The 26,692-nt window shown below is 70.1% G+C and carries 29 protein-coding genes; 22 read left to right on the top strand and 7 right to left on the bottom strand.

Annotated features, from left to right (window positions below):
- The first annotated feature begins 97 nt into the window (after nucleotides 1–97).
- Nucleotides 98–1,369: a DEAD/DEAH box helicase gene (locus ASG30_RS09470; protein WP_055895263.1), complete on the top strand. Its 1,272-nt coding sequence runs from the start codon at nucleotides 98–100 to the stop codon at nucleotides 1,367–1,369.
- A gap of 33 nt (nucleotides 1,370–1,402) precedes the next feature.
- Here ASG30_RS09470 and ASG30_RS09465 read toward each other — a convergent pair whose 3' ends face one another.
- Complete coding sequence (locus tag ASG30_RS09465; protein ID WP_055895261.1) at nucleotides 1,403–2,152, bottom strand: fused MFS/spermidine synthase; 750 nt, start codon at nucleotides 2,150–2,152, stop codon at nucleotides 1,403–1,405.
- 119 nt (nucleotides 2,153–2,271) lie between these two features.
- Between ASG30_RS09465 and ASG30_RS09460 the strand changes: the two genes are divergently transcribed.
- The gene (locus ASG30_RS09460) at nucleotides 2,272–3,159 is read left to right on the top strand and encodes a fructose bisphosphate aldolase (protein WP_055895259.1); all 888 of its coding nucleotides are present in this window, start codon (nucleotides 2,272–2,274) and stop codon (nucleotides 3,157–3,159) included.
- Nucleotides 3,160–3,196: 37 nt separating this feature from the next.
- Here ASG30_RS09460 and ASG30_RS09455 read toward each other — a convergent pair whose 3' ends face one another.
- The gene (locus ASG30_RS09455; protein ID WP_055895257.1) at nucleotides 3,197–4,216 is read right to left on the bottom strand and encodes a J domain-containing protein; all 1,020 of its coding nucleotides are present in this window, start codon (nucleotides 4,214–4,216) and stop codon (nucleotides 3,197–3,199) included.
- Between the two features lie 98 nt (nucleotides 4,217–4,314).
- Here ASG30_RS09455 and ASG30_RS09450 point away from each other — a divergent pair, with 98 nt between their 5' ends.
- Nucleotides 4,315–5,292 carry a Bug family tripartite tricarboxylate transporter substrate binding protein gene (locus tag ASG30_RS09450; RefSeq protein ID WP_055895255.1) on the top strand — a complete coding sequence of 326 codons (978 nt, stop codon included), beginning with the start codon at nucleotides 4,315–4,317 and terminating at the stop codon, nucleotides 5,290–5,292.
- Between the two features lie 21 nt (nucleotides 5,293–5,313).
- Here ASG30_RS09450 and ASG30_RS09445 read toward each other — a convergent pair whose 3' ends face one another.
- Nucleotides 5,314–6,225: a LysR family transcriptional regulator gene (locus tag ASG30_RS09445; RefSeq protein WP_055895253.1), complete on the bottom strand. Its 912-nt coding sequence runs from the start codon at nucleotides 6,223–6,225 to the stop codon at nucleotides 5,314–5,316.
- 105 nt (nucleotides 6,226–6,330) lie between these two features.
- Between ASG30_RS09445 and ASG30_RS09440 the strand changes: the two genes are divergently transcribed.
- From ASG30_RS09440 to ASG30_RS09405, 8 genes are read left to right on the top strand one after another with little or no spacing between them, the layout of a single operon-like run.
- Nucleotides 6,331–7,296: a Bug family tripartite tricarboxylate transporter substrate binding protein gene (locus ASG30_RS09440; RefSeq protein ID WP_055895251.1), complete on the top strand. Its 966-nt coding sequence runs from the start codon at nucleotides 6,331–6,333 to the stop codon at nucleotides 7,294–7,296.
- Complete coding sequence (gene mdcA / locus ASG30_RS09435) at nucleotides 7,297–8,988, top strand: malonate decarboxylase subunit alpha (RefSeq protein WP_442965680.1); 1,692 nt, start codon at nucleotides 7,297–7,299, stop codon at nucleotides 8,986–8,988. It abuts the gene before it with no gap.
- A 9-nt stretch (nucleotides 8,989–8,997) separates the two neighbouring features.
- Nucleotides 8,998–9,330, top strand: a complete 333-nt coding sequence (gene mdcC, locus ASG30_RS09430) for a malonate decarboxylase acyl carrier protein (RefSeq protein WP_055895249.1) — start codon at nucleotides 8,998–9,000, stop codon at nucleotides 9,328–9,330.
- Nucleotides 9,327–10,223 (top strand): biotin-independent malonate decarboxylase subunit beta, encoded by an 897-nt coding sequence (locus ASG30_RS09425; protein ID WP_055895247.1) that lies wholly within the window; start codon nucleotides 9,327–9,329, stop codon nucleotides 10,221–10,223. The genes mdcC and ASG30_RS09425 overlap by 4 nt, the downstream gene beginning before the upstream one ends.
- On the top strand, nucleotides 10,220–10,921 hold the full coding sequence (locus ASG30_RS09420; protein ID WP_055895245.1) for a biotin-independent malonate decarboxylase subunit gamma: 702 nt from the start codon (nucleotides 10,220–10,222) through the stop codon (nucleotides 10,919–10,921). The genes ASG30_RS09425 and ASG30_RS09420 overlap by 4 nt, the downstream gene beginning before the upstream one ends.
- A gap of 9 nt (nucleotides 10,922–10,930) precedes the next feature.
- Nucleotides 10,931–11,587: a malonate decarboxylase holo-[acyl-carrier-protein] synthase gene (gene mdcG / locus ASG30_RS09415; RefSeq protein ID WP_055895243.1), complete on the top strand. Its 657-nt coding sequence runs from the start codon at nucleotides 10,931–10,933 to the stop codon at nucleotides 11,585–11,587.
- Nucleotides 11,584–12,447, top strand: coding sequence for a triphosphoribosyl-dephospho-CoA synthase MdcB (gene mdcB / locus ASG30_RS09410; protein WP_055895241.1), 864 nt, complete (start codon nucleotides 11,584–11,586; stop codon nucleotides 12,445–12,447). Before mdcG ends, mdcB begins: the two co-directional genes overlap by 4 nt.
- Nucleotides 12,448–12,451: 4 nt before the next feature.
- Nucleotides 12,452–13,378 (top strand): ACP S-malonyltransferase, encoded by a 927-nt coding sequence (locus ASG30_RS09405; RefSeq protein WP_156385474.1) that lies wholly within the window; start codon nucleotides 12,452–12,454, stop codon nucleotides 13,376–13,378.
- Nucleotides 13,379–13,445: 67 nt separating this feature from the next.
- On the opposite strand, the gene ASG30_RS09400 is transcribed toward ASG30_RS09405, so the two are convergent.
- Nucleotides 13,446–14,378, bottom strand: a complete 933-nt coding sequence (locus ASG30_RS09400; protein WP_055895238.1) for a MerR family transcriptional regulator — start codon at nucleotides 14,376–14,378, stop codon at nucleotides 13,446–13,448.
- A gap of 138 nt (nucleotides 14,379–14,516) precedes the next feature.
- Here ASG30_RS09400 and ASG30_RS09395 point away from each other — a divergent pair, with 138 nt between their 5' ends.
- Nucleotides 14,517–14,969 (top strand): fasciclin domain-containing protein, encoded by a 453-nt coding sequence (locus tag ASG30_RS09395; protein WP_055895234.1) that lies wholly within the window; start codon nucleotides 14,517–14,519, stop codon nucleotides 14,967–14,969.
- A 34-nt stretch (nucleotides 14,970–15,003) separates the two neighbouring features.
- Here the strand turns inward: ASG30_RS09395 and ASG30_RS22490 are convergent, their stop codons facing one another.
- The gene (locus tag ASG30_RS22490) at nucleotides 15,004–15,456 is read right to left on the bottom strand and encodes a hypothetical protein (protein ID WP_156385473.1); all 453 of its coding nucleotides are present in this window, start codon (nucleotides 15,454–15,456) and stop codon (nucleotides 15,004–15,006) included.
- Nucleotides 15,457–15,509: 53 nt separating this feature from the next.
- Here ASG30_RS22490 and ASG30_RS09390 point away from each other — a divergent pair, with 53 nt between their 5' ends.
- Nucleotides 15,510–15,878, top strand: coding sequence for a hypothetical protein (locus ASG30_RS09390; protein ID WP_156385472.1), 369 nt, complete (start codon nucleotides 15,510–15,512; stop codon nucleotides 15,876–15,878).
- A gap of 223 nt (nucleotides 15,879–16,101) precedes the next feature.
- Here the strand turns inward: ASG30_RS09390 and ASG30_RS09385 are convergent, their stop codons facing one another.
- Entirely contained in the window at nucleotides 16,102–17,079 is a 978-nt protein-coding gene (locus ASG30_RS09385) for a Bug family tripartite tricarboxylate transporter substrate binding protein (RefSeq protein ID WP_055895230.1), read from the bottom strand.
- 126 nt (nucleotides 17,080–17,205) lie between these two features.
- Between ASG30_RS09385 and ASG30_RS09380 the strand changes: the two genes are divergently transcribed.
- Entirely contained in the window at nucleotides 17,206–18,165 is a 960-nt protein-coding gene (locus ASG30_RS09380; protein WP_055895227.1) for a LysR family transcriptional regulator, read from the top strand.
- A 133-nt stretch (nucleotides 18,166–18,298) separates the two neighbouring features.
- On the opposite strand, the gene ASG30_RS09375 is transcribed toward ASG30_RS09380, so the two are convergent.
- Nucleotides 18,299–19,813 (bottom strand): CoA-acylating methylmalonate-semialdehyde dehydrogenase, encoded by a 1,515-nt coding sequence (locus ASG30_RS09375; protein WP_055895226.1) that lies wholly within the window; start codon nucleotides 19,811–19,813, stop codon nucleotides 18,299–18,301.
- Nucleotides 19,814–19,943: 130 nt separating this feature from the next.
- On the opposite strand from ASG30_RS09375, the gene ASG30_RS09370 reads away from it, so the two are divergent.
- From ASG30_RS09370 to ASG30_RS09335, 8 genes are all read left to right on the top strand, one after another.
- Nucleotides 19,944–20,894, top strand: coding sequence for a LysR family transcriptional regulator (locus ASG30_RS09370; RefSeq protein ID WP_055895872.1), 951 nt, complete (start codon nucleotides 19,944–19,946; stop codon nucleotides 20,892–20,894).
- A gap of 136 nt (nucleotides 20,895–21,030) precedes the next feature.
- Nucleotides 21,031–21,765 (top strand): succinate dehydrogenase/fumarate reductase iron-sulfur subunit, encoded by a 735-nt coding sequence (locus tag ASG30_RS09365; protein ID WP_055895223.1) that lies wholly within the window; start codon nucleotides 21,031–21,033, stop codon nucleotides 21,763–21,765.
- 1 nt (nucleotide 21,766) lies between these two features.
- On the top strand, nucleotides 21,767–22,102 hold the full coding sequence (locus ASG30_RS09360) for a succinate dehydrogenase (protein ID WP_055895222.1): 336 nt from the start codon (nucleotides 21,767–21,769) through the stop codon (nucleotides 22,100–22,102).
- Entirely contained in the window at nucleotides 22,099–22,446 is a 348-nt protein-coding gene (locus ASG30_RS09355; RefSeq protein ID WP_055895219.1) for a succinate dehydrogenase, read from the top strand. The genes ASG30_RS09360 and ASG30_RS09355 overlap by 4 nt, the downstream gene beginning before the upstream one ends.
- Entirely contained in the window at nucleotides 22,447–24,201 is a 1,755-nt protein-coding gene (locus ASG30_RS09350) for an L-aspartate oxidase (protein ID WP_055895217.1), read from the top strand.
- A gap of 10 nt (nucleotides 24,202–24,211) precedes the next feature.
- Complete coding sequence (locus tag ASG30_RS09345; protein ID WP_055895215.1) at nucleotides 24,212–25,150, top strand: fumarate hydratase; 939 nt, start codon at nucleotides 24,212–24,214, stop codon at nucleotides 25,148–25,150.
- Complete coding sequence (locus tag ASG30_RS09340; RefSeq protein WP_055895213.1) at nucleotides 25,144–25,830, top strand: fumarate hydratase C-terminal domain-containing protein; 687 nt, start codon at nucleotides 25,144–25,146, stop codon at nucleotides 25,828–25,830. Before ASG30_RS09345 ends, ASG30_RS09340 begins: the two co-directional genes overlap by 7 nt.
- Before the next feature lie 28 nt (nucleotides 25,831–25,858).
- Complete coding sequence (locus ASG30_RS09335) at nucleotides 25,859–26,692, top strand: amidohydrolase family protein (RefSeq protein WP_055895211.1); 834 nt, start codon at nucleotides 25,859–25,861, stop codon at nucleotides 26,690–26,692.

Genomic DNA, 26,692 nt, shown 5'->3' with positions numbered 1-26,692 from the left:
CGCGGGGCCAGGGACAGCGAGACTCAGCCATGACAATGCGCAATTCACCGCCTCCGTGAAGGACTCCCTTGGCCGGCCCCTCGCTGCACCGTTCACCATGAGCGCCCCGACGTTTGCGTCCCTGGGTCTGTCCCCAGCGCTCGCGCAGGTGTGCGCGCAGGCGGGCTTCACCACGCCTTCGCCGATCCAGGTGGAGGCCATCCCGCCGCTGCTGCGCGGGCAGGACCTGCTCGGCCTGGCGCCCACCGGCTCGGGCAAGACCGCGGCCTTCGCGCTGCCGCTGCTGCAGCGGTTCCTGGCCCGGGGCCAGGGGTTCCGGCGCGTGCGCGTGCTCGTGCTGGTGCCCACGCGCGAACTGGCGGCGCAGGTCGGCGAGGTGTTCCTGCGCCTGGGCGGTTCCCCGGCGCGGCCCCTGAAGATCGCGGTGGTCCACGGCGGCGTGTCGGTGAACGTGCAGATGTTGCGGCTGCGCGGCGGCGCCGACATCGTCGTCGCGACGCCGGGGCGCCTGCTCGACCTTCTCGATCGCAATGCGGTGCGCCTGGACGGCGTCCAGGCGCTGGTGCTCGACGAGGCCGATCGCCTGCTGGACCTGGGCTTCGCCGCCGAGCGCGAACGCGTGCTGGCCGCGCTGCCGGCGCAGCGCCAGAACCTGCTGTTTTCCGCGACGTTCCCGCCGGACGTGCAGGCCCTGGCCGACACCCTGCTGCACGACGCGGTGCGCGTGGCGGCCGCTTCGCAGGTCGAGGCCGTACCGGAGATCGAACAGAGGACGATCGCGGTCGACGCCTCCCGCCGGGCCGAGCTGTTGCGCCACCTCGTGCTGCAGGGCGCCTGGCGCCGCGTGCTGGTGTTCGTCGCGACCCGCTACGCCACCGAGCACGTCGCGCACAAGCTGGCCAGCCGGGGCGTCCCGGCGGCGGCGTTCCACGGCGAGATGAGCCAGTCGCTGCGCACGCGCGTACTGCAGGACCTGCGCGAAGGCGCCGTGGACGTGCTCGTGACGACCGACCTGGCCGCCCGCGGCATCGACGTGCCCGGGCTTTCCGTGGTGGTCAACTACGACCTGCCGCGCTCCCCCGACGACTACGTGCACCGCATCGGCCGCACGGCACGCGCGGGCGCGAACGGCATCGCGGTCAGCTTCGTCAGCGCCGCCACCGAGGCGCACATGCGCCTGATCGAGAAGCGCCAGGAGGTGCGCCTGGCGCGCGAGCAGGTCGCCGGCTTCGAGCCCGTGCAGGTGGAGCCGCCCGAGCGGGCGGACGCAGGCGCCGGCGGCATCAAGGGCAAGCGGCCGAGCAAGAAGGACAAGCTGCGCGCCGCGGCGGCGAAGCAGGGCGACGGTCCGCAGGGCAGCGGCGGCTAGCAGCCCGATCCGGGCGGAGGGGACCCGGCGCCGTTACCCGTTTGCCTGAAGGGCGCCCGGCGACCGCCGGGCCATGGCCAGCCATTCCGACGCCGCCAGCCCCCAGCGCCGCTCGATCGTCGCGGCGCGTGCGGCCAGCACGTCTTCGCCTGGCGTGTCCCCGCAGTGCGCGATGACGACCACATTGCCTCCATCCACGGGGGGGAACTGCCAGACGGTGCCTGGCTGCAGGCCGGCGCGGATGCGGGCCACGCTGGCCTGCAGGTCCAGCGCGTGGCCGATCAGGTTGACCGCGACCGTGCCGCCCTCGCGCAGGCAGGCGCGGCAGTCCCTGTGGAAGGCTTCGGTGTCCAGGACGGGCCTGTCCACCCAGGCGTCGTAAGCGTCCACCTGCAGCACGTCGAAGCGGCGGCGGTTGCGCGCCTGCCGGACGAAGTCGCGCGCGTCCGCGTGCACCACGCGCAGGCCGTCGCCGTCCGGCGGCAGCAGGAAGTGCGTGCGGCAGGCGTCGATCACGTCCGCGTCGATCTCCACGGCCACCGACGGCATCCCCAGCACGCGATGCGCGAAGCGCGTCAGCGAGCCGGCGCCCAGGCCCAGGGTGACGAGGCGCTTGCCTTCCAGACGGTCGACGTCGTGGAAGAGCAGCCAGCCGAACATGTGCACCGCGTACTCCAGCTCCAGCTGGTCCGGTGCATCCAGCCGCATCGCCCCCTGGCACCATGGCGTGCCTCCCAATTGCAGCAGGCGCAGGCCGTCCGCATCCGTGATGGCGATGTTCATGGCGTGCAGGTTAAACCCGGACCCGCTGGTGCCCGAGCTCATCGATGGAACCGGCAGCGCACCGGCACCGGATTCGTGCGCAAAATGGACCGGCTTTTCACTCACTCCGGAGACCGCCCATGAATCCGCAGCAGCTTGAGAAGGTCCGATCCGCCAAGGGCTTCATTGCCGCGCTCGACCAGAGCGGGGGCAGCACGCCCAAGGCGCTGAGCCTGTACGGCATCAAGCCCGAGGCCTATGCGGGCGACCAGCAGATGTTCGACCTGGTGCACGCGATGCGCGCCCGCATCATCACGAGCCCGGCGTTCACCGGCGACCGCATCCTGGGCGTGATCCTGTTCGAACAGACCATGGACCGCGAGATCGAGGGGCGCGCAAGCGCCGACTACCTCTGGTCCGCCAGGCAGGTCGTTCCGTTCCTGAAGGTCGACAGGGGCCTGGCCGACGAGGCCAACGGCGTGCAGGTGATGAAGGCGATGCCCAACCTCGACGCCCTGCTCGCGCGCGCCAAGGGCAAAGGAATCTTCGGGACCAAGATGCGATCGGTCGTGAAGCAGGCCGACGCCCGGGGCATCGAGGACGTGGTCAGGCAGCAGTTCAACATCGGCCAGCAGATCCTGGCGGCCGGCCTCATGCCGATCCTGGAGCCGGAGGTCGACATCCATGCGCCGGACAAGCCGGGCGCGGAGCGGCTGCTCAAGGCGGCCCTGCTCAAGCACCTGGACACGCTCGGGCCGCAGCAGCAGGTGATGCTGAAGCTGACCATCCCCTCCGTCGACGATTTCTATTCGGATCTCGTGGCGCATCCGAAAGTGCTGCGAGTGGTCGCGCTCTCCGGGGGCTATTCGCGCGAGGAGGCGAACAGGCTGCTGGCGCGCAACCCTGGCGTGATCGCGAGCTTTTCGCGGGCGCTGACCGAGGGGCTCACGGCGCAGCAGGGCGAGGAGGAGTTCAACCGGACGCTGGACGCGTCCATCGCCAGCATCTACCAGGCATCGAGCACGTAAGGCCCCGGTGCTGCTGGGGTGGCCGTGCGCCTGGTGCCTAGTGCCTGGCGCTGCGGACCTCCCGCAGCCAGGTTTTCGTCGCCTCCAGGTCCCCCAGCAACCTGGTCTGGCGCTGCAGCAGTTGCAACTCGCCCCGCAACCTCTGGGCCTCCGACGAGATGAGCCGATCGGCCCGCCGCGGCTGAAGCCCCCATCCGGGCGCGACGCCCACGGCGGCACGAAATCCGGTCTCCAGCCGCCGCGTCTCCGACTGCAGGTCCGTCAATTGCTCCTGCAGCACGGTGACGTAGTGCTGCAGGCGCCGCGGGTCCACGCCGGCCAGGTGCGCCGCGTCGACCTCTTCGGCCTGCAACTGCAACTCCAGCAGGGCCAGCAGGTTCCCTTCCGCGTACGCCTGGTTGGCCTGCTGCATGAGCGCCGTCTTGCGCCCACGCTGCCGTGCATCCGGCTCGCGGTCCGGGTGGAGGGCACTGGCGAGCCGGCGGTACACGTCGCGCAGCGACCGGGACACCTCCTGCGCCGCCTGCTGGCGCCGCTTCCGTGCACTGGCGGTGCGTCGCTTCGCCGCCCATTCCGCTCGCTGGGCCGAGGCGCGGGCAGCCTGTTGCTCCCAGTCCTGCGCCGGGTCCTCTTCGGGAAGTTCTTCATCGCCGGCTTCATCAGCGGCATCTTCCCGGCCCGACTGCGCGCAAGACGAACCTTCCTCATGCCGGCGCGCGAGTTCCTCGAGCCCGGCATCGTCCTCCACCTCCAGGAGGGCCGTCGTCGCTTCCCGCAGCAGCTCGTCCAGCTGCGCACGTTCGGCGCGCGTCAGCCCAGGCTGCAGGCCGGCGTGGTCGAGCGCGAACGCCCATTGCCGCCAGGCCGCATGCAGCTCTCGACGGACAGGCTCGACGGCCTGGTGGTAGCGGTCGATCCGCTCCTTCCACCCGGCGAGTGCAGCACGCCCAAGCTCGAGCTGTCGCACCAGGGCGTTGAAGCGCGTCTGCTGCTGCGCCAGCACGGGGTCGGTGGCGCAAGGCTGGATCTGCAGCGACTGCAGGGCGGCGTTCGACATGCACGCATTGTCCCTGGGTGGACGGCTGCTCCCCGGCGGTCGGATAACCTGCGGGCACCCGGCGCCTTTTCGATGTCGGACCCCTGAAGGAAAGCTCCATGAAAACCGGATCGATCGGCCGCCGCGCGGCGCTTGGCGCGATGCTGCTGTCCCTCGCCTGCAACGGCGCGGCCGCGGCCGAGCTCGGCACCAGGCCGCTGCGTGTCGTCGTGCCGTTCGCGGCTGGCGGAACAGCCGATGTGCTCGCGCGCGTGCTGGCCGACAAGCTGCGGACCCGTTTCCCGCAGGGCGTGCTGGTCGAGAACCGCACCGGCGCCGGCGGCAATGTCGGTGCCGATTCGGTGTTCAAGTCCGAAGCGGACGGCCACACGCTGCTGCTGTCGTCACCGGGGCCTGTTTCGGTCAACCAGAGCCTCTATCCCAAGCTGGCGTTCGACCCGGACAAGTGGGTGCCGGTGACGGTGATCGCCGAGGTCCCGAACGCCCTGGTCACCGGCCCGAAGCTGCCGGTCCGCACGGCCCAGGAATTCGTCTCCTACGCGAAGGCGAACGCAGGCAAGGTGAGCTACGCGTCCCAGGGCAACGGCACCACCTCGCACCTGACGGCCAAGCTGTTCGAGACCGCGGCGGGCGCCGAGATGATCCACGTCCCCTACCGCGGCGACACCCCGGCGATGGCGGACCTGGCGGCGGGCCAGGTCGACGTGTTCTTCACCAACCTCAGCGCGACCATGGCGCTGCACAAGGCCGGCAAGGTCCGGATCCTGGCCGTCGCGGACGCCAGGCGTGCGGGTTCGCTGCCCGACGTTCCCACCTTCGCCGAGATCGGATTGCCGCAGATGCAGGCCGTGACCTGGTACGCGGTCGTCGCGCCGCCCGGCACGCCGCCCGAAGTCGTCAACGCGCTCAATGAGTCGCTGGTCGCCGCCATCCGCCAGCCGGACGTCGGCAGCCGCTTCGTTGAGCTCGGCCTGTCGGCAGTGGCCAGCGCACCCGATGCCGCGTCGCGCTTCATCCGGGGCGAGACTGCCCGCTGGCGAAAGGTGATCCGGGATGCGAAGGTGACGGTGGAGTGAGGAGCGGTGGTCCAGCAGCCATTACATGGATGAGCCGCGTCCAGCCTCGATCATCTCCACCAGCGCCAGGGCCGAGGGCGCCAGCTGCGATCGCTGGCGCATCGCCAGCAGCAGCCGTCGCTGCACGTCGGCGCCCGCCAGCGGCGCCACGGACAAGCCCAGCGCATCCGCATAGAGCGCCGCCGCGGCCCGCGGCAGGATCGCGATGCCGAGACCGCGCGCCACCATGCGGCACATCGAGTCGAAGCTGCGCACCTGGACGCGGATGCGCACCGTCTTCCCCGCGGCTTCCGCCGCCGAGATCACCCGGCGCGTGAGCGAGGCACTGCGGGCCAGGGCCACCAGGTCGAAGGACAGCGCCTGCTCCATCGGCACCGACGACAGCCCGGCCAGCGGGTGGCCCTGCGGCGCGAGCAGGACCAGCTCGTCCACGTCGCAGACGAAGGTCTCCAGCCCCTCGTGCGGGACGTTGTCGCCGACCACGGCCAGTTCGGCGGCGCCGCTCTGCACCGCACGCACGCCGTCCTCGCTGAGCGTGTCCTCCAGGTCGATCCGCACGCTCGGATAGCGCTCGGCATACCGCGCCAGCAGGCCGGGCAGGAAGCCGCCCAGGGCCGAAGGGTTGGCGCACAGCCGCAGGTGGCCGGCGGCGCCGGACTGCAGGTCGTCGACCGCCTGCGCCAGCTGCTCCAGCCGGGCGATCACCTCGATGGCGTGGCGGTGCACCGTCTGGCCCGCCGCCGTCGCCGTCACCCCGCGCTGGCTGCGCTGCAGCAGCGTGACGCCGCAGTGCTGCTCCAGCTCGCTGATGCGCTTGCTCGCCGCCGCGAGCGAGATGCCGAACCGGTCCGCTCCCGCGGTCAGGCTGCCGGCGTCGATGACGGCGACCAGCAGGCGCAGGGTCACGAGATCGAAGCGGTTCAGGTTGACCAAGCTGTCCTCAATGCAGGGTGAAGGCGCCTCAACCCAATGCGAATGGCTTTCGCCGGGGGCCTGGCCGAAGATTTGACCACCGAACCCCTTTCGAGGAGACAGCCGATGCGAAAAGCTCTGACCATCATCGCCACCGCGGCCTGCGCCGCCCTGGCTCAGGCGCCGGCCGCGGCGCAGGCCTGGCCGACCAAGCCGATCACGGTCGTGGTCCCGTTCCCGGCGGGCGGCGGCACCGACGCCTTCGCGCGTCCGCTGTTCGCGCAGCTCACGAAGCAGCTGGGCCAGCAGGTGATCGTCGACAACCGCGGCGGCGCCGGCGGCAACATCGGCGCGACCCTGGCCGCACGGGCGGCACCGGACGGCTACACCTGGTTCATGGGCGCGGTGCACCACGCGATCGCCCCCTCCGTCTACCCCAAGCTCGACTACAGCCTGGCCAACGACTTCGTCCCCGTGGCCCTGATCGCCAGCGTGCCGCAGGTGGTCATCGTCAACCCGCAACGCGTGCCGGGCCGGGACCTCAAGGCCCTGCTGGCGCAGGCGCAGGCCGGGAAGCTGAACTACGCTTCGGCCGGCAACGGCACGTCGCACCACCTGGCCGGCGAGCTGTTCAAGATCCAGACCAAGACGACCATGGGCCACGTGCCGTACAAGGGCGCGGGCCCCGCGCTGCAGGACCTGATCGGCGGCCAGGTCGACCTGATGTTCGATGGCCTGGGCTCCTCGGCCAACCACATCCGCGGCGGCAAGCTCAAGGCGCTGGCGGTGGCGAGCACCCGCCGCGCGCCCGGCTTCCCCGACATCCCCACCACCGTCGAAGCCGGCGTCCCGGACTACCAGGTGTCCACCTGGTACGGCCTGTGGGCGCCCAAGAACACGCCCAAGCCGGTGGTGGACCGGATGGTGGACGAGATGAAGAAGGCGTTCGCGGGCGCGGACCTGGTGAAGACCTGGGCCGGCCTCGGGGCCGAAGCCCCCAGCCTGTACGGCCCGGCCTTCGGCGAGTTCGTGGCGGGCGAGACGAAGCGCTGGGCCGACGTGGCCCGCACGGCGCAGATCAAGATCGACTGAATGGACGCCCTGACGAGCACCATGCCCACCAGCGCCTGGGACACCCGCGCGCGCAACCGCCAGAGCCGGCTGCTGCGCGCCGGCGAGCGCCTGGCGGGCCACGCCGCCGGCAAGGTGGTGCCGGCGGACCTGGTGGTCGACCTGCTCGAGTCCGCCATCGAGCCCGGCGACCGCGTCTGCCTGGAAGGCAACAACCAGAAGCAGGCCGACTTCCTGGCCGAGGCGCTGGCCAGGCTGGACCCGGCACGGGTGCACGACCTGCACCTGGTGCAGTCGGTCCTGGCGCTGCCGCAGCACCTCGACGTGTTCGAGAACGGCATCGCCTCGCGGCTGGATTTTTCCTTCTCCGGCCCGCAGAGCGCCCGGCTGGCGCGCATGGTCGCCGCGGGCCAGATCCGGATCGGCGCGATCCACACCTACCTGGAGCTGTTCGCGCGCTACTTTGTCGACCTGACGCCGAACGTCGCGCTGGTCTGCGCCCAGGCCGCCGACAGGGACGGCAACCTCTACACCGGCCCGAACACGGAGGACACGCCTGCCATCGTCGAGGCCACGGCCTTCCGCGGCGGCATCGTGATCGCGCAGGTCAACGAGCTGGTCGACACCGTGCCGCGCGTCGACATCCCGGGCGGCTGGGTCGACTTCGTGATCCCCAGTCCGCGTCCGCACTTCATCGAGCCGCTGTTCACCCGCGACCCGGCGCAGATCTCCGAGATCCAGGTGCTGATGGCCATGATGGCGATCAAGGGCATCTACGCCGAATACGGCGTGCAGCGCCTGAACCACGGCATCGGCTTCGACACCGCGGCGATCGAGCTGCTGCTGCCCACGTACGGCGAGTCGCTGGGCCTGAAGGGGAAGATCTGCAGGCACTGGGCGCTCAACCCGCATCCGGCGCTGATCCCCGCCATCGAGGCCGGCTGGGTGGAATCGGTGCATTCCTTCGGCTCCGAGGTGGGCATGGAGAACTACCTGCGCGCCCGCAGCGACGTGTTCTTCACCGGGCCGGACGGCAGCATGCGCAGCAATCGCGCGTTCTGCCAGGCGGCGGGCCATTACGCCTGCGACCTGTTCATCGGCTCGACACTGCAGGTCGACCTGGCCGCCAACAGCTCCACCGCGACGCTCGGGCGCATCGCCGGCTTCGGCGGCGCGCCCAACATGGGAGCCGACGCGCGCGGCCGCCGCCACGCCAGCCCCGCCTGGCTGAAGGCCGGCCGGCAGAAGCAGCAGGCCAGCGGCCACGCCGGGGCCGCGCCGCGGGGACAGAAGCTGGTGGTGCAGATGGTCGAGACGTTCCGCGAGCACATGCAGCCGGCCTTCGTCGAGAGGCTCGATGCGTGGCGCCTGGCCGAGCAGGCCGGGATGGAACTGCCGCCCGTGATGATCTACGGCGACGACGTGACGCACATCCTCACCGAGGAAGGGCTGGCCAACCTGCTGCTCGTGCGCGACGAGGAGGAGCGCGAGCAGGCCGTTCGCGGCGTCGCCGGCTACACGCCGGTGGGCATGGCGCGCGACCACCGCATGGTGGAGAACCTGCGCGACCGCGGCGTGATCCAGCGGCCCGAGGACCTGGGCGTCGACGCCCGACTGGCCACCCGCAACCTGCTGGCGGCCCGGTCCATGCGGGACCTGGTCGACGCCTCGGGCGGCCTGTACCGGCCGCCGGCGCGCTTTCGCAACTGGTAGGAGACCGGCATGACCGCAATGCCCCCCGGCATCGAATCCCTCGACTACGAGCTGCCCGGCGCCAGGTCGCCCGGCGCGTTCGCCCCCATCCTGGTCGGCGTGGTCGGCTCCGGCAATCTCGAGGTCCTGCTCGAGTCCCGCCCCGGCGCGACCTGCCGATTCCACGTCGAAACCTCGGCGCGCGGCTTCGGCGCGATCTGGGAGGCGGTGGTGCGCGACTTCCATCAGCGGCACGACCTCGCGGGCGTGCAGGTCTCGATCCACGACATGGGCGCCACGCCCGCGGTCGTCAGCCTGCGGCTGGCGCAAGCGGTCGCGGAGCTGCCCGGAGGACAGCCATGAACCCCCGGCGAATCAGCTATGCCGAGTGCAGCGCGCGCGAGCGGCTGGCCAGGCTGCTCGACGAAGGCAGCTTCCACGAGTGGCTGCCGCCGGCCGAGCGGGTCACCAGCCCGCACCTGGCGCAGCTCGGCGTGCCCACCTCCTTCGACGATGGCGTCGCGGTCGGGCGCGCGGGCCTGGACGGCCGCGAGGTGTTCGTCGCCGCGCAGGAGGGCGCCTTCATGGGCGGCGGCGTGGGGGAAGTGCACGGCGCCAAGCTCGTCGGCCTCCTGCGGCGCGCGCTGCGGGACCGGCCCGATGCCGTGCTGCTGCTGGCCGAATCCGGCGGCGTGCGCCTGCACGAGGCCAACGCCGGCCTGATCGCGGTGAGCGAAGTGATGCGCGCATTGCTCGACGTGCGGGCCGCGGGCATTCCGGTCATCGTGCTGATCGGCGGCGCCAACGGCTGCTTCGGCGGCATGGGCATCGTGGCCGCGTGCGCCGACCACATCGTGATCAGCGACCTCGGCCGCCACGCCATGTCGGGGCCGGAGGTGATCGAAGCGTCGTCCGGCGTCGAGGAGTTCGACTCGCGCGACCGCGGCCTGGTGTGGCGCACCACGGGCGGCAAGCACCGCTACCTGCTGGGCGACTGCGACCAGCTGGTGGAGGACGACGTCGCGGCGTTCCGCGCCGCCGCCATCCGGGCGCTGGGCAGCTCCCGCCCGCTGACGCTGCAAGCGCTGGAAGCGGAACACGCGTTGCTGGCGGCACGCCTCGCGCTGGCCCAGGGGGAGGTCGACGCGCTGGCGCTGTGGCGCCGGCTCGGCATCACCGGCGCCGAGCAGGTGCCCGATGCGCGGGTGCCGCAGATCCGGGCGATGCGCCCCAACCCGCAGGAGCAGCCGGCATGAAGTGGCAGGACGTTTGTGAAGCCCTGTTCGGGCCCGACCACGGCATCGTGGAGCAGGACGAACTGCTGCGGGGCAGCGCCGTGTTCGACGGCGAGCCGCTGGACGTGCTGGGCACCACCCACCATGCGGCCATCGGCTACGCCATGGCGCTGCGGCAGGCGCGTGCGGTCCTCGACACGGTGCAGCGCAGCCCCGGCCGCACCCTCCTGCTGCTGGTCGACACCCAGGGGCAGCGGCTGCGCCGGCACGACGAGTTGCTGGGCATCCACCGCGCGATGGCGCACCTGGGGTGCACGGTCGACCTGGCGCGCCGTCGCGGCCACCGGGTGCTGGGCCTGGTCTACGACCAGGCGCTGTCCGGTGGCTTCATCACCTCGGGCCTGCTGGCGGACGCCTGCCATGCCTTGCCCGAGGCCGAGATCCGCGTCATGCGACTGCCGGCAATGGCGCGCGTGACGAAGCTGCCGCAGGAACTGCTGGAGCAGCTTTCGGTGGCCAACCCCGTGTTCGCGCCGGGCGTGGAGAACTACGTCGCCATGGGCGGCGTGGCGTCGCTGTGGCGGGGCGACCTGGCCGAGGCCTTGCGCCGTTCGCTGGCGCAACTGCCGGCCGAAGACCGGCGCATGCTCGACGGCGTGGCGCGGGGCGGCCGGAAACTGGCTGCCGCCACGGTGCAACGTGTCCTCGACGCCGCCTGAGGGCCAGCCGTGACGCGCCTGCGGCGGCACCAGCTGGCGTACCTGACAACCCGGGGCTGGGCCGAGGTCCTGGGGGCGCACACGCAACTTGCCCTGCGGACCTGGGCGGAACGCCGCCTGCCGCTGGTGGTGACCCGGCAGTGCGGCGGGCCGGGCCGGATCACGCTGGGCTGGCCGGCGCCGCTGTCCTGCGGCCGGCTGCGCCTGTCGCTGCAGCTCGATGCCAAGGGGGTGGCCTGGTACGACGAATTCCCGGCGGCCCGTGCCGCCGTGCCCCTGCTGCCGCAGGACAGCCGGTGCGCGGTGCGCGCGCTGCTGAAGGCACTGGAGCGCCTGGGGTCCAGCCCGCGGGTCTACGGCAGCTACGGTTGGCAGTTGCTGACCGGCCTGGACTATGTGCACCCCGCCTCGGACCTCGACCTGTGGCTGTCGGTGGGCAGCGAACGGGATGCCGATGCGGCCGTCGGCCTGCTGCAGGCTTCGCAGTCGCTGGGCGCCCGCATCGACGGCGAGCTGATGTTCCCCGGCGGTGCCGCCGTGGCGTGGCGCGAATACGCGGCCTGGCGCGCCGGCCGCACCCGGGGCCTGCTGGTCAAGCGCCTGGATTCGGTGGACGTGGAACACGCCCTGGCCCTGCCGCCGTGGTGCGAGGCGGTGGCGGCATGAAGCTCGCCTTCCGCGCCAAGGCCTGGCAGGCCGACCCGGCTCGCGTCGCGCGGCTCGGCCAGCGGGCCGTGGTCGCCCTGTACGACGAGCTGGAACTCGCGCCCAAGCCCGGCCTGGTCTCGTTCCAGGACGCCGGCAGCCATCGCGACATGGACGCGCGCACCTTCATGCGCAGCCTCTTCGCGCTGCGCCACGCCTTCCCTGCGCTGGCCCGGCTGGGTGCGGCGGGCGCGCCGTTCGCCGCGCTGGAGGCGCAGGGCATCGCCGCGGAGGGGCAGATGCTGCGCGCGACAGGGGGCGTCAACACCCACCGCGGCGCCATCTTCACGCTGGGGCTGCTGTGCGCTGCCGCGGGGCATCGGGTGTCGCAGGGCGAGGAGGTCGGCGCCGACGGCCTGCGCCACACGCTGCTGGCGCTGTGGGGCCCGGCGCTGGCGCAGCGAGCGTCACGAAGCCGGGATTCGCACGGCTCGCGGGCGGCCCGGGCCTACGGCCTGCGCAGCGTCGGCGTCGAAGCGGCCGAAGGGTTCCCGCTGCTGTTCGAGGTGGTCTGGCCGCGCCTGAGCGGCGCGCTCGCGCGCGGGCTGCCGCCGCATCGCGCCCGGCTCGAGGCGCTGTTCGCCGCCATGGCCGTGCTGGACGACACCAACCTCGTGCATCGCGGCGGCCTGGCCGGCCTGCGCTTCGCGCAGAAGGCGGCGCGCGACTTCCTGCAGCGCGGCGGCGGCGACCGGCCCGACGCCCAGGCGCACGCGCTGGCGATCCACCGCGCCTTCGTGGCCGCCAACCTGTCGCCCGGCGGTGCGGCCGACGTGCTGGCGGCGGCCTGCTGGCTGCAGCGGGTCACCGCGGCGGACTGACGCCGTGGGCCTGGCACTGCTGTTCCCGGGGCAGGGCACGCAGCATGCGCAGATGCTGCCCTGGCTGGAGCAATCGCCGGCGGCACGCCCGCTGCTCGACGAGCTTGCAACCCTCGTCGGTCCGGACTGGCGCGAGCGCCTGGCCGATGCGCAGTGGGCACGCTCGAACGCGGTGGCGCAACCGCTGCTCGTGGGCGTGGAGCTTGCGGCCTGGAGCGTTCTCGCCCCGCTGCTGCCACCGGCCAGCGTGGTGGCCGGCTACAGCGTGGGCGAGCTCGCGGCCTTTGCCGCGGCAGGCGTGTTCGAACCGCGCACGGCCTTGTCGCTCGCCGTCCTGCGCGCGCAGGCGATGGACCGCAGCGTCCAGGGCCTGGCGACCGGTCTGCTGGCCGTCCGCGACCTGCCGATGGCGGCCATCGAGGCCTGGTGCGGGCGCCACGGTCTCGCGATCGCGATCCGGCTGGGACCGGACCGGGCCATCGTGGGCGGGCTCGCCACCGCGTTGGAAGCGGCGGCCGACGATCCGGCCGCGGGCAGCGGGCGCGTCACCGACATCGGCGTGCGCATCGCCTCGCACACGCCGTGGATGCAGGCGGCCGTGCAGGAGTTCGCTGCGCAGCTGGAGAGCCTGCGCCTGCAGGCCCCGCGGTCCACCCTCGTCTGCAACGTCACCGGCTCCGCCGCGCGCGCCCCCGCCGATCTCGCGCGCTGCCTCAGCACGCAGATCGCGAGCCCCGTGCTGTGGGACAGCTGCCTCGAGAGCGTGGCGGAGCGCAATGTCCGCTGCGTGCTGGAGATCGGCCCGGGCGCCACCTTGTCGACGATGTGGCGCGCGGCGCACCCGCGCATCCCGGCGCGCTCGATCGACGAATTCCGTTCCGCCCAAGCGGTGGTCGATTGGGTCTGGCGCGAAGCACAGCCGGCCACTTGAGAAAGGGGTTGTCACGGCTGCTTCCGGCCAGGGGCGGTCGCCGCGCTCCCGATCAACCGGTACGTCCTCAGGCCTGCACGGGCCCCCGCTGAGTGGCGGGCGCGCAGGCGTCGAGCGCAGCCACGGCGTCCTCCATCGATCCCAGCACGACCACGCCATCCATCGCCGCCACTCGGTGCACGGCCGCCCCGGCCGCCCACAGCCGGACGTGAGCGCCCAGTTCGTTTCGCAACTGCTGCAACAGCCCAGGGATGCGGCGCGGGGTGAAGGCCGCCGAGAAGGACAGCGCCACCACCTCGACGCGGTAGGCGTCCGCCGCGCGTGCGATGTCCATCAGCGGCATCTGCGTGCCCAGATTGATGCAGCGCGCCCCGCGCAGGGACAACATGGCCTCGGCCATGAGCAAGCCCATGCCATGCGCCTCCTCGGGAACGGTCGTGAGCAGCACGAGCGGCCCTTGTCCCGGTGGGACGGCCAGGATGGCGTGGCGCAGCAGGCGGGTGGCCACCTCGGTGAACAGGTGCTCATCGAACACCTGCAGCCCGCCGCGCGCCCACTCGTTTCCGACCTCTACCGCCAAGGGCGCGATCGTGTCCTGGACAAAAGCAGCCAGGCCGAATTGCGTCAGTCGCTGCTGCAGCATGTGGTGGAGCCGCGCCGCGTCATGGGAGCGGACGCAGTCCAGCAACCCGGCCGCCTCGGCAGGACCCCCGTCCTCGAGGCTCGTCACCGGAGCTTCGCGCGGCATGTCGGCTGCCAGGACGGCCAGCTCTTCCGCAGAACTCCCCAGCAGCCGGCCGGGACGCAATCCCTGGTCGAGAAGGCGCTTGATGACGCGGAGCCGCTGCACCTGCTCGCCGGGGTAGCGCCGCTCGCCGTGCGTGTCGCGCGATGGGGAGGGAAAACCGTAGCGGCGCTCCCAGACGCGAAGCACGTCCTTGGACAGCCCCACCTCTCGTTCAACGGCCGCGATGGTGAGATCCGGAACAGATTCTTTCATTTTTGTCCAAGACAAAGCGTTGACGGCTTGAGGCACTCCGCCTATTCTCGCCTTCATCCGAGTTTTGTCCTAGACAAATTGCTGCTCGCCCCTTGATTCCCCGCCACCCACCCACCTTTCACACCAAAGGACTACGTCATGAAGAGATACCTGCTCATCACCGCCATCGCCCTCGCAGCCGCAAGCGTCCAGGCCAAGGACATCGTTGACACCGCCACGTCGGCCGGCGAATTCAAGACCTTGGCCGCGGCGCTACAGAAGGCGGGGCTGGTCGACACGCTCAAGGGGCCGGGCCCGTTCACCGTTTTCGCGCCGACCGATGCCGCGTTCGCCAAGGTGCCCAAGGATCAACTGGACGCACTGCTCGCGGACAAGGACAAACTCACGCAGGTGCTGACCTACCACGTCGTTCCCGGCAAGGTGCTGGCCAAGGACGTCAAGGCCGGCCCGGTCAAGACCGTGCAGGGCAGCCCGCTGACGGTGAGCACGTCCGGCGGCGTGAAGGTGGACGGTGCCAACGTCGTCAAGACCGACATCGTGGCCGACAATGGCGTGATCCACGTGATCGACAGCGTCGTGCTGCCGAAGTAAGTGGCGGCTGGCGCCAACGCGCCCGCGCATGAACTCAAAGAGCGGACCTCCTGGCCGGTGCCGGCGGATGCGAGCCCGGGCTCCGTCCGGCCTCTTGGCCAGCCCGTGCCGCCCCTCGCCACATTTGAGGTCCGCGTCCGGACCTGTGCGGTGTGGCGGGTTGGCCGCCTCCGGAACGCTTGCAGCGATGCTGCAGGACATCGTCTCCGCGGCGGCGCACCACGATGAGAGCGACCACGATCGCGCAACTGGCGAGGTTGCCGATGGACACTGCCAGCAGCTTTGCGTCGGCGATCACCAGGCCCGCGTACAGGACGGCCGTGAGGTGGGCGACGGTCCAGTAGCTCCAGGTCACCAGCGAGATGGACCGCGCACCGTCCCGGCAACGCCAGACGGCCAAGATCTGCGGCACGTAACTGGCTACGCGACCGGTGTTGACCAGCACGTAGGCCCAGCCGACCAGCCAGATGGCCTGCTCGGTGTGCATGCCTATTCCCCTGACACGCACAGCGGGTGCCACCGCAAGACGGCACGTGTGCAATGTCCCAGGACAACGTGCTGGACAAGCGCAGGGCCCGGGTAGCCCGATTGGTCCCAGCCCCGCGCGATCCACTGGAAGGCCTCGTGCAGGTCCTCCTGTTGACCCGACGCCTCGAAGCGCGCGACGAGGTGCTGCGCCAGTTCTGCGCTGGCGTGCAGGTTTCCGAGCCAAGCATCAACACGCAGTGGGTCGAGGCTGTCGAAGTGGCGTCGTCCGTCTTCCAGCGACTGCCCCGGGACCGCGGCAGCCGCGCCGGAACCGAGGGGCGAGAGCGGCCGAAACTGGGTACTCACTACCCATGTCAATATGATCCCGACGACTCCTACCCGCCAAGCACGGCCGAGGAGCCTTGGGAGGAGGCGTCCTGACAACGACTTGTTCATGCATGGCTCCTGCAAGGGCGTCGGCCATTGCTGCAGATGACGACCCGAGCCAGTGGACCGGTGCAACGGCGGAGAGCGGAAGATGAAGAACGGAGGAGGGCGATGACTTCACAGTTATCGGGCGGCCTCACTGCGCGAGACCGGCAGATCGGGGTCAGGCGTGGCCGCATGACAATGCGTCGTCGACAGGCGTCGATCAACGCTGCAGTCACTCGGGTTTGATCTGCGCCCGCTGCACCACCTCGCGCCAGAGCGGAATTTCGTCACGGATCGTCGCTGTCATCGCTTCCGGTGTTCCGGGTGTGACCAACCTTCCGAAACCCTCCGATGCACTGCGGAACTCGGGCGAATCGACGGCACGCCGAAGCTCCTGGTTGAGCCGTGCCACGACCGCGGCAGGCGTGCCGCGCGGTGCTACGAAACCAAGCCAGACCGTGCCAATGCCCTTGATGCCAAGTTCGTCGAACGTCGGTACGTCGGGCAACACTCCTAGCCGTTGCGAGCCCGAAACGGCCAGCGGCTTGAGCTTGCCGGCACGAATTTGCGGCAGCTGCGGTGACACACCCTCCATCAGAAGCTCGATCTCGCCGCTGACCCCGGCCACGACCGCGGCGGGGCCCTTATAGGGAATGTGCTGCACGTCGACACCCGCGGCCAGCTTCAGCTGCTCCATGAAGAGGTGCCCGGGGGAACCATTGCCGGCCGTTCCATAGCGCAAAAGCCCAGGGCGCGCTCTGGCCGCAGCGAGGAGTTCGCTCAGCGATGACGCCGGCGCGCTGGCACTGGCCGAAAGCAGCTGCGGGCCACGCCAGAAGATGCCGATGTGGGTGAAGTCTTGCAGCGGGTCGTGCGGCATCGCGGTAACCAGGCTGGGATTCACGCTCATCTGCGAGAAGGCCACCATGGCGATGGTGTAGCCGTCCGGCGGATTGCTCTTTAGCGCTTCGAGCGCAAGGATGCCGTTGGCGCCCGGACGGTTCTCGACAACGACCGGCTGCCCGACGGCAGCACCGAACGTCTGCGCAACCTGGCGCAACACGCCGTCGGGCGACGAGCCGGCGGCGACACCCGCGAGCACCTTGATCGGCCTCGCTGGAAAGGTCTGGGCGAGGCCCTCGCCGGTGCCCAAGGCGGCAGCGATGCCCAGTGCGGCGGATATCAGGATCGAACGGCGTAGGCGATTCATCGGACATCTCTTGATTAGTGAACCAGTGTCGTGACAGTAGCCCCGCCGCTGGCCGAGCGCCAGCTATTGCACGGAACAACGAACGTGAAAATAATTCGTGTCACGAGAGGTCTTTGGGGCGGCGGAATGGAGCATTTGCGCAGCATCGGTGTCTTCGTACAGGTGGCGGAACTGCGCAGCTTCGCGGCTGCGGCTGCCGTGCTTGGCCTGACCCCCTCCGCAGTAAGCAAGGCGGTGGCAGCGCTTGAGCGGTCACTCGGGGTGCGCCTGCTGACACGCACGGCGCGCGGCGTGTCGCTCACCGAGGAGGGCGCGCGCTTCCAGGCGCGCTGCCGCACGATCGTTGCAGAGCTGCAGGCCGCCGAACGGGAGCTGGCAGGCTCGCGCGGCGTGGCGCGCGGACGGCTGCGCGTCGCGCTGCATAGCAGCCCGGCGAAGTCCCATATCGTGCCCAACCTGCCGGCCTTCTTGCGCAGCTACCCCGAGCTGCAGCTCGACGTCAGCATCGTCGCAGGCGCGATGAGCCTGGAAGCCAAGAACTTCGATGTCGCCGTGTACCTGGGCGACCCGCCGGATTCGAACCTCGTTGCGCACCGGGTTGCCGAGCGGTGCTTTCGTACCGTCGCCGCCCGCAGCTACCTCGAACGTCACGGCACGCCACAGACCCCGCAAGAGTTGACGGAACATAACTGTGTGGTTCACGTGCTGCCGCATGGGCGCGCCCAGGACGTCTGGAGCTACCGGAAGGGTGAACAACACTGCGAAATCAAGGCGCGAGGCAATCTGTGCATCGACGAGGGGTCGTCGATGCGCGAGATGGCACTGGCCGGGCTGGGGATCGCGCGGCTGCCGAGCAACAACGCCGACCCCTTGCTGGCGACGCCGGGCGACCTGGTGTGGCTGTTGGCCGACTGGACCAGCGACGCGCCGCCGGTGCACGTGATGTACGCCCGAGGCCGCGGCGCTTCACCGAAAGTGCGCGCTTTCTCGGACTTCGTGGCGGCGCTGTTCAAGGACTCGCAGACGGGGATGCGCTCGGTAGAACACGATAACCCACGGGCAAAGTGGCCGATGTGGCGGGCTTGACGTCCCGCATGCGAATTCGTCAGGGCATAGCGATTGGTGCAAGCGCCGGACATGCCGCCGCGCTTGGGACGGGATACGACTCGACGCCTGCTTCGATCTCGATATTTCCGACGCCGAGGCTCAGGCCGTCATGTCACTTCGCCGTGGGCATCACGAACTCGGCGCCCTTGCCGATGGATTCCGGCCAGCGCTGCATGATCGACTTCTGCTTCGTATAGAAGCGCACACCTTCCTCGCCGTAGGCGTGCATGTCGCCGAACAGGCTCTTCTTCCAGCCGCCGAAGCCGTGCCAGGCCATCGGCACCGGGATCGGCACGTTGATCCCGACCATGCCGACCTGCACCCGGCGGGAGAACTCGCGCGCCACGTTGCCGTCGCGGGTGAAGCAGGCCACGCCGTTGCCGAACTCGTGCGCGTTCACCACTTCCAGCGCGGAGGCGAGGTCCGGAACGCGGACGCAGGCGAGGACGGGCCCGAAGATCTCTTCCTTGTAGACGCGCATCTCCGGGGTGACCTTGTCGAGCAGCGTGCCGCCGGTGAAGAAGCCGTTCTCATGCCCCGGCACCTTGAAGTTCCGGCCGTCGACCACCAGTTCCGCGCCTTCGTCGACGCCGATGCCGATGTAGCCTTCGATGCGCTCCAGCGCCTGCCGGCTGACGATCGGTCCCATCTCCGCATCGGGGTTCATGCCGTTCTTCACGACCAGGTTCCTGGCGCGCTCGGCCAGCCTGGGAACGACCTTGTCGGCGATGTCGCCGACAAGGACGGCAACCGAGATGGCCATGCAGCGTTCGCCGGCGGAGCCATAGCCGGCGCCCACCAGGGCGTCGACCGCCTGGTCGACGTCGGCATCCGGCATCACGACCATGTGGTTCTTCGCGCCGCCCAGCGCCTGCACGCGCTTGCCGTTGCGGGCGCCGACCTCATAGATGTAACTGGCGATCGGCGTGGAACCCACGAAGCTGATGGCCTTCACCTGGGGGTGCTCCAGCAAGGCGTCCACGGCGAGCTTGTCGCCCTGGACCACGTTGAACACGCCGTCGGGCAGGCCGGCTTCCTTCAGCAGCCGGGCCATCATCAGCGAGGCCGAGGGATCGCGCTCGCTGGGCTTGAGGATGAAGCAGTTCCCGGCCGCGATGGCCACGGGGAACATCCAGCAAGGCACCATGCAGGGGAAGTTGAAGGGGGTGATGCCGGCCACGACGCCCAGCGGCTGGCGCAGGGTCCAGTTGTCGATGCCGGTGGAGACCTGGTCGGTGTAGTCGCCCTTGAGCAGCTGCGGGATGCCACAGGCGAACTCGACGACATCGATGCCGCGCATCACCTCGCCCTGGGCGTCGCTGAACACCTTGCCGTGCTCGGCGGTGATCATGGCGGCCAGCTCGTCCTTGTGCTGGTTCATCAGCTCCAGGAACTTGAGCAGCACGCGCGCGCGGCGGATCGGCGGCGTGTCGGACCACTTCGGAAAGGCGCGGGCGGCGCTGGCGACGGCAGCTGCCACGTCCTCCTCGGCCGCCAGCCGGACCTGGCGCGCCTGGGCGCCGGTGGCCGGGTTGAAGACGGCCTGGGTGCGCTGGCCGGCGCCGGTGCGCAGTTGTCCGTCGATGAAGTGCGCGACCTCGGCGGAATCGGTGAAGGGAGGGGTCATGGAAATCTCCGTGTGGATGAAGCCGGAGCGGGTGCTGCGGCGACGTGTGGCGCGGAGTCTAGGCAGCCGGGCCGCGGGCGCATAGTCACGCGGCTTGAATTGCTTGTTCATCATCGTGAACAATCGGGCGATGGAATCCCGAAAAGTCGAATCGCTCTGGAGCCACCTGCACTGGCTGGTCGTCCTGGGTGAACACAAGAGCTTCACGGCCGCCGCCGCGCGGCTGGGCGTCAGCAAGGCCGCCATGAGCCAGCACATCGCCGAACTCGAGCGCGCGACGGGCGTCTCGCTGGTGCAGCGCACGACTCGCAGCGTGCGGCTGACCGAGGCCGGCGAGCAGCTGGTCGACCACACCCGGGACGCCTTCGCGCGGATCGCCGGCGGTTTCGCGGGTGTCCGCGACCTGGCGGCCACGCCGCGCGGGCTGCTGCGCGTCACGGCACCGGTCGCCTTCGCCCGCCAGCAGCTGGTGCCCCGGCTGCCGGAATTCCTGCGCGCCTACCCCGACGTGCGGCTGGAACTGGACATGTCCGACCGGCTGCGCTCGCTGGCGCCGGAAGGCTTCGACCTGGCCGTGCGCCACACCGCAGCCCCACCCGACACCCACGTGGCCTGGAAGCTGGCACCGACCCGCGCGGTGCTGGTGGCCAGCCGTGCCTACCTGCGCCGACGGGGCACGCCGCAAACGCCGGGCGACCTCGGCCAGCACGCCTGCCTGCACTACCCGCGCCCGGAAGGAGCGCCGGCCTGGACTTTCGTGGCGGCGGCCGCCAGGGGCGGCAGCCAGGGGGGCGATGCGGTCACCGTCCCGATCTCCGGACCGCTCGCGGTCAACAACAGCGAGGCCCTGCGCGACGCCGCCGCCGCCGGGCTGGGGATCGCGCTGATGCCCGACTTCAGCGCGCAGTCCGCGCTCGAGGCGGGCAAGCTGGTGGAGGTCCTTCCGCGCTGGCGCTCCATCCGGGCCTTCGGCGATTCCCTGTACGCCATCCGCCCCTATTCCAGCCAGGCCCACAAGGCCGTCCAGGTGTTCGTCGCCTTCCTGCAGCAATCCTTTGGCGCGGGCTTCACCGTGAAATAAGCCCGCCGGGGCAGCCAAGGCCGCGCTTGCCGCCCCGACTGCGGCTTTTATCTTCACTAAAAATGAATCAAATATCGCTTGATTCATTTTCTATGAATCATTAGACTCCGGTCGCCTCAAGACGAAACGCCATCCGATGGACACCAGCCCGACCACCGAACAGCGCATGCTGACCGTGCGCATCTCCCGCGGCACCGGCCGCGGCGAGTTCGCCACGTACTCCGTGCCCTGGCGCGAGAACCAGACCATCCTGGACGTCGTCACCGAGGTGCAGCGCCGGCTGGAGCCCACGCTGTCCTACCGCTTCGCCTGCCGCGTCGGTGTCTGCGGCTCCTGCGCCATGACCGTCAACGGCAAGCCGCGCTGGACGTGCCGCACCCACGTCAGCCGCGTCGAGGAAGACGGCGTGATCGTGATCGAGCCGCTTCGCAACATGCCGCGCATCAAGGACCTGGTCGTCGACATGACCGAGTTCTTCCAGAAGTGGCGCAAGGCCGGCAGCACCTTCGTCGGCACGGCCACCCGCAACGATCCGCCGGCCAACGTGTCGCCGGCCAGCCCCAAGCGCAAGAAGGCCGACGCCGCGATCGAGTGCATCAACTGCGGCGTCTGCTATGCGGCCTGCGACGTGGTGTCGTGGGACAAGGACTACCTCGGCCCCGCGGCCCTCAACCGCGCCTGGACGCTGTTCAACGACGAGCGCCACGCCGATCCCAAGGGCGTGCTGCGCCAGGCCACCTCGGGCAGCGGCTGCAATTCCTGTCATACCCAGGGCAGCTGCATGACGCATTGCCCGGTGAGCCTCAGCCCCACGGGCAGCATCGCCGGCCTGAAGAAGAGCGCGCTGCTGCAGTTCCTGAAGGGCGGCTGAGATGGAGCCGCGACTGTTCGCCCTGCAGCGCCTGACCGCCATGGTCATGGCCCCGTTCGTCCTGGTGCACCTGGGCGTGATCCTCTATGCCGTGCGCGGCGGGCTGACCGCCGCGGAGATCCTTTCCCGCACGCAAGGCAGCTGGGGCTGGATCGCTTTCTACGGCCTGTTCGTCGTGGCCGTCGCCGTGCACGTGCCGATCGGCCTGCGCAACATCCTGATCGAATGGGGGCGGCTCGGCCGGCCCGCGGCAGGCTGGCTCGCGCTCGTGTTCGGGCTGGTGCTGCTGGCCATGGGTGTGCGGGCCGTGGCCGCCGTCGGAGGGCTGGCCTCGTGAAGTCCCCGCGCAACCACCAGGGCTACTGGGCCTTCCTCGGCCACCGCCTCTCCGGCCTGGCGCTGGGCCTGTTCCTGCCGGTCCACTTCTACGTGCTGGCGCTGGCGCTGCAGGAGGGCGGGCGGATGGACGCCTTCCTCAAGTTCTCCGAGATGGGCGCCGTGAAGTTCGGCGAATGGGGACTCGTGCTGCTGCTGTCGCTGCACATGTTCTTCGGCCTGCGCCTGCTGGCGCTGGAGCTGCTGCCCTGGAGCAGCACGCGCGACGCGCGCCTGTCCTGGATCACCTGGGGCGGCGCGCTGTCGCTGGGCATCGGCGCCATCTTCGTGGCGGGAGTGATCTGAATGCATATCGAGCACCACAAGACCGACATCCTGATCCTGGGCAGCGGCGGCGCCGGGCTGTTCGCCGCGCTGCACGCCCGCAAGGCCAATCCCGGCCTGCAGGTGACGGTGGCGGTCAAGGGCCTGCTGGGCAAGAGCGGCTGCACGCGCATGGTCCAGGGCGGCTACAACGTCGCCCTCTCCGCCGGTGACTCGGTGGAGCGGCACTTCATGGACACCATCGAAGGCGGCAAGTGGCTGCCCCGGCAGGACCTGGCCTGGCGGCTGGTGGAGGGCGCGATCGAGCGGGTACGCGAGCTGGAAAACGAGATCGGCTGCTTCTTCGACCGCAACCCGGACGGCACGCTGCACCAGAAGGCCTTCGCCGGCCAGAGCTTCGACCGCACCGTGCACAAGGCGGACCTGACGGGCATCGAGATCATCAACCGGCTGATGGAGCAGGTGCGCGCCCTCGACGTCGAGGAGATGGAGGAGCACCGCGCGATCGAGCTGGTCCCGGCAGCCGACGGCTCCGGCATCTCCGGCGTGCTGTTCATCGACATGCGCACCGGCGGCTACCGCTTCGTGCAGGCCAAGGCGGTGCTGCTGGCCACCGGCGCCGGCCCGACCATGTACCGCTACCACACGCCCTCGGGCGACAAGACCTGTGACGGCCTGGCGATGGCGCTGCGCTACGGTCTCAAGCTGCGCGACATGGAGATGGTGCAGTTCCACCCCACCGGCCTGCTGGGCGGCCCGGACACCCGCATGACGGGCACCGTGCTGGAGGAAGGCCTGCGCGGCGCCGGCGGCTACCTGCTCAACGGCGGCGGCGAGCGCTTCATGACCCACTACGACAAGCGCGGAGAACGGGCCACCCGCGACGTCGTCAGCCGCGGGATCTACGCCGAGATGCGGGCCGGCCGCACCGGACCCATGGGCGGCGTCTACATCCAGATGAGCCACCTCGGCCCGGAGAAGGTCGCCAAGAGCTTCCCGGGCATGGTGAACCGCTGCAAGGACTGCGGCTTCGACCTCGCCGGCGGCCGCGTGGAAGTGGTGCCGACCGCGCATTACCTGATGGGCGGCGTCGAGTTCGAGGTCGACGGCTCCACGGCGTCGCCCGGGCTGTTCGCGGCCGGGGAAGACTGCGGCGGCGTGCACGGCGCCAACCGACTGGGCGGCAACGGCGTGGCCAATTCGACGGTGTTCGGCGGCATCGCCGGCGACGCCATGGCGGCCCATGTCGCGAAGTCCGGTCGCTGGCGCGACCCGGACCGCAACGTGTTGATGCGCGGCGTCGACCGCGCCGAGTATCCGTTCGCGCGCCCCCCCGGTGCGATCCACGACCTGCGCGACGCGCTGGCCCAGACCATGTGGGACGACGTCGGGGTCCTGCGCCGCCGCGAGGCGATGGAGCGCGGCCTGGACAGCGTCGCCTCGCACCGCCTCGCGCTGTACGAGATGGGCGTGGCCGACGGCGACCGCCGCTTCAACATGACCTGGCACGACTGGCTCAACCTCGAGAGCCTGGTCGACATCTCCAAGGTCATCACGGTTTCCGCGCTGGCGCGCGAAGACAGCCGCGGGGCGCACTTCCGCGAGGACTTCCCGGAGACGGGCGACCTGCACACCAGCTGCTACACCCGCGTCGGCGCCGCCGGCGACGACGACATCGCCCTGGAGATGGTCCCGGTGAAGTTCGACATCGTGCGCCCCGGCCAATCCCTCATCACCGGCGAAGCCGGCCAACCGCCCGTGAAGCTCGCGGCGTAGGAAGACTGCAATGACGAAGATTCCGATCCAGAAGGTCGAGGAAGCCGCGCTCGAGATCATGAAGCGGGCGGCGATCGACATCCCCGAGGACTACAAGCAGGGGATCAAGGAGGCCCAGAAGACCGAGACCGGCAAGCTGGCCCGCTTCGTGATCCACGCGATGCAGGACAACTGGGATGCCGCCACCGAGGACCGCCGCCCGATGTGCGCCGACACCGGCGTGCCGCGCTACTACGTGAAAGTGGGCAACAACGCCGCGGTCGAGTCCGGCTTCGTCGCCATCGAGCACGTGCTGCGCAAGGCGACCGCCGATGCCACCACGGCGATCCCGCTGCGTCCCAACCGCGTTCACCCGCTCTGGCGCACCGACCACAACAACAACGTCGGCATCAACGCGCCCGAGATCGAGTGGTCGTTCGAGCCCGATGCCGACTGGATCGACGTCACGACCGTCCACAAGGGCGGCCTGTTCGGCACCGACTACCGCATGCTGTTCCCCGGCGACGGCATCGACGGCATCAAGCGTTTCGTGCTGGACACGCTGATCCAGTTCGGCAAGCGCGGCCTGGCCTGCCAGCCGGCGGTGGTCGGCATCGGCCTGGGCGGCTCCAAGGACACCTGCATGCAGCTGGGCAAGCAGGCCGCCTGCCTGCGCACCGTGGGCAACCGCAACCCCGACCCGAAGATCGCCGAGCTCGAACTGGAACTGAAGAAGCTGGGCAACTCCATCGGCATGGGCGCGATGGGCTTCGTCGGCTCCTCGATGGTGGTGGACTGCCACATCGAGGTGGGCTACACCCACACCGGCGGCATGCCGATCAGCCTGCACACCTTCTGCCTTTCCTCGCGGCGCGCCACCGCCCGCATCCACCCGGGCGGGAAGATCGAGTACCGCACGGATCCCCAATGGTTCACGCCCTACATGCGCCGGGAGACGGTCGAATGGTAGACAGCACTGATGACGAAATGAAGGTGTTCCGCCTCAACGTGCCCGCCTCGCGCGAGGACATCGCGAAGCTGGAACTCGGCGCCGCCGTCTACCTGACCGGCGTGGTCTATACGGCGCGGGAGGGGGTCTACAAGAAAGTGCTGGACCAGGGCCTGCCGTTGCCGGTGGAAAACCTGGCCGAGATCAGCAACGTCAACTTCCATTGCTCGCCGGCGGCGGCGGAGGATGGCAAGGGCGGCTACAACGTCGGCGCCGTGACGGCGACGGCCAGCTTCCGCTTCTCCAAATGGCTGCCGCAATGGATAGAGCGCAGCGGCGCCCGCATCATCATCGGCAAGGGCGGCATGCCGGCCGAGGACTACAAGAAGGTGCTGGCGCCCCGCGGCGCGGTCTACCTGACCACGGTGGGCTACGGCACCGGCGCGCTGCTGGGCCGCGGCATCAAGCACGTGCGCGCCGCCCACTGGCTCGACGAGCTGGGCATCGCCCAGGCCATGTGGATGTTCGAGGTCGAGAACTTCGGCCCCTTCATCGTGGAGAGCGACCTGGAGGGCAACTCGCTGTTCGCCCTGCACGGCGAGCAGATCAACGCCGGCATCGAGCAGCTGTACGCCGGCCTGAAGCCGCCGGCGCTCCACCGCTACGGCGAAACGGCCGACCGCAAGAACGAAGTGATGTAGGCCGCGCGGCACATTCCACGAACACAGCATGATCATCGACTTTCGCCTCCGCCCGCCCGTGGGCGGCTTCCTCGACACCCTGATGTACTCCGCCGGCGAGCGCCGCGACGGCTTCACGCGCACGGTGGGCTTCGAGCCCTCGCCCGCCGCCCAGAAGCAGTCGATGGAGCTGCTGCTCCAGGAGATGGACCAGGCCGGCGTCGCCAAGGGCGTCGTGGTCGGCCGCCTCGCCGGCACCCTGGGCAGCGTTCCCAACGCCGACGTCCAGCGCATCGTCGCCGACCACCCCGGCCGCTTCATCGGCGCCGCGTCGATCGACCCGACCTCGCGCAAGGGCGCGTGCGACACCATCACCGCCGCCGTCAAGAGCGGTTTCAAGCTGGTCAACATCGAGCCGGGTTCGTACCCCGTGCCGATGTACGCGGACGACCGCCGGCTCTACCCGATCTACGGGCATTGCGAGGACCTGCAGGTGCCCGTGATCATGATGGTCGGCGGCACCGCCGGGCCGGACCTGAGCTACTCGGACCCGATCCGCACCGACCGCGTGCTGGCCGACTTTCCCAAGCTGAACGTGGTCGTGGCGCACGGGGGCTGGCCCTGGGTCAACGAGATCCTGCACATCGCTTTCCGCCGGCCGAACATGTTCCTCTCGCCCGACATGTATTTCTCCCGCATGCCCGGCTGGGAGGAGTACGTGAAGGCCGCCGACAGTTTCCTGGCCGATCGCATGCTCTATGCCAGCTCCTTCCCGTTCTGCCCGGTCCGGGACTACAAGGAGTGGTTCGAGACCTTGCCGCTCAAGCCCGGGAACCTGGCCAAGGTGATGGGCGGCAACGCCAGGCGCCTGCTGGACCTGTAG

The sequence above is a fragment of the Ramlibacter sp. Leaf400 genome (genome assembly GCF_001424545.1).
Lineage (GTDB): Bacteria > Pseudomonadota > Gammaproteobacteria > Burkholderiales > Burkholderiaceae_C > Ramlibacter.
The sequence above is the reverse complement of the archived record's forward strand: the minus strand, read 5'-3'. Positions and strand labels throughout refer to the sequence as shown.

Coding starts and splice junctions, on each gene's coding strand:
- ASG30_RS09360 (WP_055895222.1), top strand. CDS start 21,767: ATGGAGCCGCGACTGTTCGCCCTGCAGCGCCTGACCGCCATGGTCATG.
- mdcC (WP_055895249.1), top strand. CDS start 8,998: ATGACCGCAATGCCCCCCGGCATCGAATCCCTCGACTACGAGCTGCCC.
- ASG30_RS09380 (WP_055895227.1), top strand. CDS start 17,206: ATGGAGCATTTGCGCAGCATCGGTGTCTTCGTACAGGTGGCGGAACTG.
- mdcA (WP_442965680.1), top strand. CDS start 7,297: ATGGACGCCCTGACGAGCACCATGCCCACCAGCGCCTGGGACACCCGC.
- ASG30_RS09365 (WP_055895223.1), top strand. CDS start 21,031: ATGGACACCAGCCCGACCACCGAACAGCGCATGCTGACCGTGCGCATC.
- ASG30_RS09465 (WP_055895261.1), bottom strand. CDS start 2,152: ATGAACATCGCCATCACGGATGCGGACGGCCTGCGCCTGCTGCAATTG.
- ASG30_RS09375 (WP_055895226.1), bottom strand. CDS start 19,813: ATGACCCCTCCCTTCACCGATTCCGCCGAGGTCGCGCACTTCATCGAC.
- ASG30_RS22490 (WP_156385473.1), bottom strand. CDS start 15,456: ATGCACACCGAGCAGGCCATCTGGCTGGTCGGCTGGGCCTACGTGCTG.
- ASG30_RS09390 (WP_156385472.1), top strand. CDS start 15,510: ATGTCCCAGGACAACGTGCTGGACAAGCGCAGGGCCCGGGTAGCCCGA.
- ASG30_RS09450 (WP_055895255.1), top strand. CDS start 4,315: ATGAAAACCGGATCGATCGGCCGCCGCGCGGCGCTTGGCGCGATGCTG.
- ASG30_RS09400 (WP_055895238.1), bottom strand. CDS start 14,378: ATGAAAGAATCTGTTCCGGATCTCACCATCGCGGCCGTTGAACGAGAG.
- ASG30_RS09470 (WP_055895263.1), top strand. CDS start 98: ATGAGCGCCCCGACGTTTGCGTCCCTGGGTCTGTCCCCAGCGCTCGCG.
- ASG30_RS09420 (WP_055895245.1), top strand. CDS start 10,220: ATGAAGTGGCAGGACGTTTGTGAAGCCCTGTTCGGGCCCGACCACGGC.
- ASG30_RS09370 (WP_055895872.1), top strand. CDS start 19,944: ATGGAATCCCGAAAAGTCGAATCGCTCTGGAGCCACCTGCACTGGCTG.
- ASG30_RS09455 (WP_055895257.1), bottom strand. CDS start 4,216: ATGTCGAACGCCGCCCTGCAGTCGCTGCAGATCCAGCCTTGCGCCACC.
- ASG30_RS09440 (WP_055895251.1), top strand. CDS start 6,331: ATGCGAAAAGCTCTGACCATCATCGCCACCGCGGCCTGCGCCGCCCTG.
- ASG30_RS09335 (WP_055895211.1), top strand. CDS start 25,859: ATGATCATCGACTTTCGCCTCCGCCCGCCCGTGGGCGGCTTCCTCGAC.
- mdcB (WP_055895241.1), top strand. CDS start 11,584: ATGAAGCTCGCCTTCCGCGCCAAGGCCTGGCAGGCCGACCCGGCTCGC.
- ASG30_RS09460 (WP_055895259.1), top strand. CDS start 2,272: ATGAATCCGCAGCAGCTTGAGAAGGTCCGATCCGCCAAGGGCTTCATT.
- ASG30_RS09385 (WP_055895230.1), bottom strand. CDS start 17,079: ATGAATCGCCTACGCCGTTCGATCCTGATATCCGCCGCACTGGGCATC.
- ASG30_RS09350 (WP_055895217.1), top strand. CDS start 22,447: ATGCATATCGAGCACCACAAGACCGACATCCTGATCCTGGGCAGCGGC.
- ASG30_RS09425 (WP_055895247.1), top strand. CDS start 9,327: ATGAACCCCCGGCGAATCAGCTATGCCGAGTGCAGCGCGCGCGAGCGG.
- ASG30_RS09340 (WP_055895213.1), top strand. CDS start 25,144: ATGGTAGACAGCACTGATGACGAAATGAAGGTGTTCCGCCTCAACGTG.
- ASG30_RS09345 (WP_055895215.1), top strand. CDS start 24,212: ATGACGAAGATTCCGATCCAGAAGGTCGAGGAAGCCGCGCTCGAGATC.
- ASG30_RS09395 (WP_055895234.1), top strand. CDS start 14,517: ATGAAGAGATACCTGCTCATCACCGCCATCGCCCTCGCAGCCGCAAGC.